7 protein-coding genes are annotated in these 6,555 nt (G+C 67.0%); 6 read left to right on the top strand and 1 reads right to left on the bottom strand.

From position 1 onward, the window contains the following. Nucleotides 1-401: LacI family DNA-binding transcriptional regulator (locus V7Q39_RS18305; RefSeq protein ID WP_333818046.1), on the bottom strand; the 401-nt coding region annotated here is incomplete at its 3' end. Nucleotides 402-610: 209 nt separating this feature from the next. Here V7Q39_RS18305 and V7Q39_RS18300 point away from each other — a divergent pair. The 6 genes from V7Q39_RS18300 to V7Q39_RS18275 all read left to right on the top strand — a co-directional run. Then, entirely contained in the window at nt 611-1,627 is a 1,017-nt protein-coding gene (locus tag V7Q39_RS18300; RefSeq protein WP_333818045.1) for a substrate-binding domain-containing protein, read from the top strand. 75 nt (nt 1,628-1,702) lie between these two features. Continuing rightward, on the top strand, nt 1,703-3,202 hold the full coding sequence (locus V7Q39_RS18295) for a sugar ABC transporter ATP-binding protein (protein WP_333818044.1): 1,500 nt from the start codon (nt 1,703-1,705) through the stop codon (nt 3,200-3,202). Next, entirely contained in the window at nt 3,199-4,158 is a 960-nt protein-coding gene (locus V7Q39_RS18290; RefSeq protein ID WP_333818043.1) for an ABC transporter permease, read from the top strand. Before V7Q39_RS18295 ends, V7Q39_RS18290 begins: the two co-directional genes overlap by 4 nt. Continuing rightward, nucleotides 4,155-5,129 carry an ABC transporter permease gene (locus tag V7Q39_RS18285; protein ID WP_333818042.1) on the top strand — a complete coding sequence of 325 codons (975 nt, stop codon included), beginning with the start codon at nt 4,155-4,157 and terminating at the stop codon, nt 5,127-5,129. Before V7Q39_RS18290 ends, V7Q39_RS18285 begins: the two co-directional genes overlap by 4 nt. Nucleotides 5,130-5,140: 11 nt before the next feature. Then, on the top strand, nt 5,141-6,220 hold the full coding sequence (locus V7Q39_RS18280) for a Gfo/Idh/MocA family protein (protein WP_333818041.1): 1,080 nt from the start codon (nt 5,141-5,143) through the stop codon (nt 6,218-6,220). Next, nucleotides 6,217-6,555: Gfo/Idh/MocA family oxidoreductase (locus V7Q39_RS18275; protein WP_333818040.1), on the top strand; the 339-nt coding region annotated here is incomplete at its 3' end. The genes V7Q39_RS18280 and V7Q39_RS18275, both read left to right, overlap by 4 nt.

Below are 6,555 nucleotides of genomic sequence, written 5' to 3'. Positions count from 1 at the left end.
ATGTCGGACCAGCGCGCCTTCGGCTCGGCCAGAAGCAGCGCCCCATCGGCGCGCCCGTTCAGCAGATAGCGGACATAGACCTCCTCGCGGGTTCTCGACCGCCCGCTGTTGGCGATCAGCATGGTCAGCCCCGCAGCAGAGGCCTCACGCTCGATCCCGCCAAGGATTTCAGAGAAGAAGGTATTTCCGATATCGGGCACGACGACGAGCACGGTGTTCGCCCGTCGCGACCGCAGCGACTGGGCCGCCGCGTTGAGGTTGTATCCCGTCTCGCGCACCGCGCGCAGAACCCGCTCTCGCGTCTTGGCGGCCACGATGTCCGGGGTATGCAGGCAGCGGCTGACCGTCGCGATGGAAACGCCTGCCAGCCGGGCAACATCGTCAATCGTCGGTCGACTCATCCGCCCTGCGCTCCGCTGGGAATATCGGGCATTCTTCCCGCTCGCTTGCAGGATGTAAAGGTTTACATACGCCCTGAAACCACTACACTTCTAGAAAAGGCACGATTCGCGCCCTTATGGGCGATACCTTGGAAAACACGTTCGTTGCCGTGTCGGGCGACAGGTGGAAGACGACGAACTGAAGACACCAACGATCTGGGAGGATCACGATGAAAAGACTGCTTCTTGGAACCGCGCTGACCTTTGGCCTGGCCGGGATGGCCGCCGCAGAAGGCTACAAGATCGGCATTTCGAACACCGTTCAGGGCAACGGCTGGCGCGAAGAGATGGTCTGCGCGATGAAGGCCGAGGCGCTGGCCTCGGGCAAGGTCGACAGCCTGAACATCGCCCACCGCAACACCGACGCGGCGGGCCAGCTGGAAGACATCCGCAACCTGATCCAGGCGGGCGTTCAGGCCATCGTGGTCAACCCGACCAACGCCGACGGCATCAATGCCGCGATCAAGGAAGCCACCGATGCGGGCATCGTCGTCGTGGCCGTCGACCAGGCAGTGACCGAGCCTTCGGCCTATATCCTGTCGAACAACCAGGAAGAATACGCCTATATCGGCGCCAAGTGGCTGTTCGAGACGATGGGCGGCAAGGGTGCCGTGGTCTACATGCGGGGCGCTGCGGGCGCGGGCGCGGACAACGACCGCGACAGGGGCTTCAAGCGGGCGATGGCCGAATACCCGGACATCACCATTGCGCAGGAAACCTTCACCGGCTGGCAGCAGGACCAAGGCAAGCAGCAGATCAACGACATCATCGCTGCGGGCGTGCCGTTCCAGGGCATCTGGACCTCGGGCATCGACAACGTCATCGTCGATGCGCTGGTTGAAAGCGGCGCGCCGCTGGTACCGGTGGTGGGCGCGGACAACGCGGGCTTCGTGGGCCAGCTGTCCTCGGTCGAGGGCCTGCAAGGCGCCGCCGTGACCAACCCGGGCTCGGTCGGTGGCGCGGGTGTGGCGCTGGCGATCCAGATCCTTGACGGCAAGGTTCCGGCCGACAAGACCGTGCTGGTGAACCCGGCGATCTGGGACAACGTCAGCGAGGAAGGCAAGGCCAAGCTCGCCGCCGCCGCCAACCCGAACCTGTCGCCGGAATGGCCGGTCTCGGTCTCGATCGACGGCTGGACCACCTATACGATGGACCAGATCATCGCCTGCAAAGGCCCGGGCGAATAAGTCTTCTGCCCAGTTGATCCGATCCGACCCCCGGAGCGTCTCCGGGGGTCGTCTTCCCTGACCTGAAAGCCTGCCATGCCGGATGCCCCCGACGACGTTCATGACGCCGTTCTCGACGCCACGGGTGTCGCCAAGCGCTTTGGCGCGGTTCAGGCTCTCAAAAGCGCCTCTTTGCAGGTCAAGGCCGGGCAGGTCGTGGCCCTGATGGGCGCGAACGGGGCCGGCAAGTCGACGTTCGTCAAGATCTTGACCGGAGTCCTGAAACCCGACGCCGGACATGTGAAGATCAAGGGCCGGGAAAGTACCGTCGCCAGCCCCGCCGGGGCGCGGCGCTGGGGTCTTGTTCCCGTCTACCAGGAACCTTCGCTGATCCCCGATCTTTCGGTCGCTGACAACCTGCGCCTTGGCGATACGCCCCTGCAGCCGTTCCGGCACTGGGTGTCAGAGCTTGGCCTGCCCGACCTCGATTCCGACGCGCTGATCCGCTCGCTACCGCTGGCCTCCCTCCGCATCGTCGATCTCGCCCGCGCTCTGGCGATCGAACCCGACGTCCTTCTTCTCGACGAACTCACCGCCGCGCTGCCCACCGACCTCGTCGACCGCGTGCTCAAGGTGGTGCGCGCCCAGGCTGACGCTGGCCGGTCCGTCATCTATGTCTCTCACCGCTTCAAGGAGATCGCCGCGATCTGCGACCGGGCGACGGTCCTGCGCGACGGCCTGACGGTGGCAGACGTCGCCATCGAGCCGGGGATCGAGGAAAAGATCGTCGAGATGATGCTGGGCGGCGCCGTCGCCGCCGCCGTGGCCGAGGAACGCCCGGTGAAGCCTGTCCCCGCCCAGACCCCCCGCCTTCGGGTCCGCGGCCTGAAGACCGGGACACGCCTGACCGACGTTTCCTTCGACCTCCACAAAGGCGAGGTGCTGGGTGTCGTCGCGCTGGAAGGCCAGGGCCAAGACGAGCTGTTCGACGTGCTGGCAGGGAACCGCAAGGCCAGCGCCGGAGCGGTCGAGGTCGATGGCACCTCCAAGACATTCAGCCACCCCGCCGACGCCATCGCCGCCGGGCTGACCCTGGTCCCCGGCGACCGCGCCCATGCGCTGCTGATGTCCCGCTCGGTCCGCGAGAATATCGCCATTCCTCTTCTCGCCCGCTTCCGCAACTGGGGCGCGATCCCGATGCGCGAGGAAGCCGCCAAGGTCGGCGCCGCCATCGAGACGCTGCAGATCGACACCCGTGCCCAAGGCGAGGTGCGCAGGCTGTCGGGCGGGAACCAGCAAAAGGTCACCATCGCCCGCTGGATCGCCAAGGGCGTGCAGACGCTTCTCCTCTTCGACCCGACGCGCGGCATCGACATCCGGACCAAGCGACAGATCTATGCGCTGGTCCGCACCCTCGCCGACCAGGGCGCGGCTGTGCTGTTCTACACCTCCGAACTCGCCGAAATCCGTCTTGCCTGCGACCGGGCGGTGGTGATCTTCAACGGGCGGGTGGTCGATGTGATCGACGCCAAGGATGCCGACGAATCCACCCTGATGCGCGCCGCCTACGGGCTGACCGAAAGGGCACCCGCATGAAGCGCTGGATCGAAGCAAACTCCTGGACGCTGGGCCTCGCCGCGCTGCTTGTTGCGCTCCTCTTGGCCACCAAGCTGATCCAACCCGGTTTCGGCGCCTCGGGCCTCGACAGTCTGGCCCGCGCCGCGCTGCCCTTTGCGCTCGCCACCGTCGGCATGGCGATCGTCGTCCTCGCCGGGGGTATCGACCTTTCCATCGCCGCGATGATGGCGGTAGCCAGCGTGACCGGTGCCGTGCTGATGGCCGGGGCCAGCGACGCGCAGGCAGTGCTGGTGGTCATCGCTGTCCTGGCGCTGGGGCTGGCGATGGGGGCGATCAACGGCGTCCTGATCGTCGCCTCCAGGGTTCCCGACATCGTCGTCACGCTCGCCATGCTCTTCGTCTGGCAGGGCGTGGCGCTGCTGATCCTGAACGCTCCCGGAGGCGGGGCCGCCGGGTGGCTGCGGGCCATGGGGGCGGGCGGGGTGCCCCTGCCCGGCCTTGGCTGGTTGCCGCGCGGGATCGTCTTCCTCGCCATTGTCACCGCGCTGATCTGGCTGCCGATCCGGCGTTCGAAGCTCGGGTTGCGGCTCTATGCCATCGGCTCGGACCCGATGGCCGCCTTCCGCTCAGGCGTCCCCGTCGGCCAGACCCGCATCGCAGCCTATGCGCTCTGTGGTCTCTTCGCGGCTCTCGGCGGGCTTTCCGTTACCATGGGCACCGGCATCGGCGAACCCATCCCCGGGCCCTATCTCCTCGCCTCGGTCGCCGCAGTCGTGCTGGGGGGCGTGGTTCTGGGCGGCGGCAGGGGCGGCCTTATCGGCCCCATCCTCGCCGTCTTCATCCTGCGCACCGTCCGGATGGACCTGACCCTCCTTTCCGTCGACCCCAATGTCGCGGCCATCGTCGAGGGCACGATCATGGTCGCGGTGGTGATGTTCGGCGCGGTTCTGGCCACACGGGGAAGACGCACATGACGATGACGGACACGCCTTCGCCCATGTCCCGGCTGGGCCGGATGATGGTGGATAACCCTCTCCTGCCGCTGATCGGCCTTCTGATCCTGCTGATCGCCGTGCTCGCGATCCTGAACCCCGGCGTCCTCAGCATGTTCTGGGCCGGAAACACGATCAAGATCGCCATCCCGCTGGCCATGCTCGCCGCCTGCCAGACGCTGACCATGCTGACCGGCGGCATCGACCTGTCGGTCGGCACCGTCGCCACCATCGCCGCCTATGTGACCGCCACACTTGCCCCTATGACCGGCGTTCCCCCGGCCATTGCCGTGGCGTTGGCCTGCGCGGTTCTGGTCGGGTTGGTGAACGGCTTCGGCGTCGCCATCTGCCGGGTGCATCCGCTGATCATGACGCTGGGCACCGCGCTGATCGCGACCGGCTGTCTTCTGGTCTACCAGCGCTACGTCATCGCGACCGGCGTGCTGATCCCCGACTTCCTGATCTGGCTCGGCACCGGCCGCAGCCTGGGCCTGCCGAACAGCCTGGTCCTCTTCATCCCCTTCGCCGCTCTCGTCATCTGGGCGCAGCGGCGCAGCGGCTTCGGGCGGCTCCTCTATGCCATCGGCGCGAACGAGGCTGCCGCGCGGCTGTCCGGCGTCCGCGTCTGGCAGGTGCACCTGACGCTTTATACGATCTCCAGCGTGATCGCCGGGGTCACGGGCCTCCTCTATCTTGGCCAGATCAAGACCGCCTCGCTGTCGCTGGCATTGCCGCTCGACCTGCCTTCGGTCGCCGCTGCCGTGATTGGCGGCACCTCGATCTTCGGCGGACGCGGCGGGTTCGGTGGCACCATCGTCGGCGCGCTGATCCTGACGGTGCTGACCTCGATGCTGACGCTGATGCAAATTCCGGAAGGCGGGCGGCGCATCCTCTTCGGCCTCATCATCCTGGCGGTCACCGCGCTCTTCATCCGCCTGACCGAACGCAGCTGAAAGGTTTTTCCATGGCACGCTTCCGCATCGTCGGCATCAGTTTCGACCACATGCACATGGGCGACCTCTTGCGCTGCGTGGATGAGCACCCGGATGCCGAGATCGCCGGCATCTTCGACCCCGACCGCGCGACCATGCAGCGCGCCATCGACACATTCGGCATCCCCGAGGACCGGGTCTTCACCGATTTCGACGCCTGCATGAAGGCCGCGCAGCCCGACCTCGCCATCCTCTGCGCCGCTACCGCGAACCATGCGGATTACACGAAGCGGCTTGCAGCCTACGGCGTGCATGTCTTCGTCGAGAAACCCTTCGCCTCCTCCGTCGCCGATGCCCGCGCGATGATCGAGGCCGTGCAGCCCACCGGCAAATATCTGGCGATCAACTGGCCGCTGCGCTGGGTGGAAAGCCATGTCACCGCCAAGCGCCTGGTCGACGAAGGCATGATCGGTGAGGTGATCGAGATCCATTCCTACGGCGGCAACCGTGGGCCGCTCTACCATCTGGCCGACAAGATCGAAGTCAGCCGCGAAGAGGTCGAGCGGCAGAAGCCGACCTCCTGGTGGTACAAGCGCGCCTCGGGCGGGGGCAGTCTGCTGGACTACCTCGGCTACGGTGCCACGCTGGGCACCTGGTATCGGGGTGGCGAGGCGCCGCTGGAAGTCACCTGCGTCACCGACGAGACGCCGGGCATCGAGGTCGACCAGCATGCCATCGTCGTATGCCGATACGCCAAGGGCCTGTCGAAGATGGAGACCCGCTGGGGCACTTTCACCGACCCTTGGGTGATCCAGCCGCAGCCGAAATGCGGGTTCATCCTGGTGGGGACCGAGGGGACCATCGCCAGCTGGGATTATGCCGACCACGTCATGGTCCAGACCCGCGCCAATCCCGAACCGCATCCGATCCCCGCCGCCCCGCTGCCGCCCGGCGGCCGCAACGCCATCGAATATGTGCTGGACTGCATCGCGCGGGGTGAGCCGCTGACGACCGGCCCGCTCGACCCCGCCGTCAGCCTGACCGGCCAGCGCATCGTCGATACGGCCGCCCTCTCCGCCCGCGAAAAGCGCAGCCTGCCGCTGGTGCCATGAGCGAGCCGGACGCCGACACCTACGCCCTGAAATCGGCCGCCTTGGCCGAAGTTCCCGCGCCGGACCTGCCCTACCGGCCGCCGATGCCGCGCAGCTACCGCCCGCGCATCGGTGTGATCGGGGCGGGCGGGATCGTCAGCGCGCATCTCGACGCCTATCGCACGGCGGGCTGGGAGGTGGCGGCGATCTGCAACCGCACGCTCGCGAAGGCCGAAGCCAAGGCCGCCGAGTTCGCGCCGAAGGCCCGCGTGACGGATCGTTGGGAAGAGGTGTTGAGCGACCCCGCCATCGACGTGGTCGACATCACCCCCCATCCCGCCGACCGGCTGCCGATC

This window comes from Tabrizicola sp. (assembly GCF_036781545.1).
Classification (GTDB): Bacteria; Pseudomonadota; Alphaproteobacteria; order Rhodobacterales; family Rhodobacteraceae; genus Tabrizicola.
This window is presented reverse-complemented; position numbering and strand designations above follow the sequence as displayed.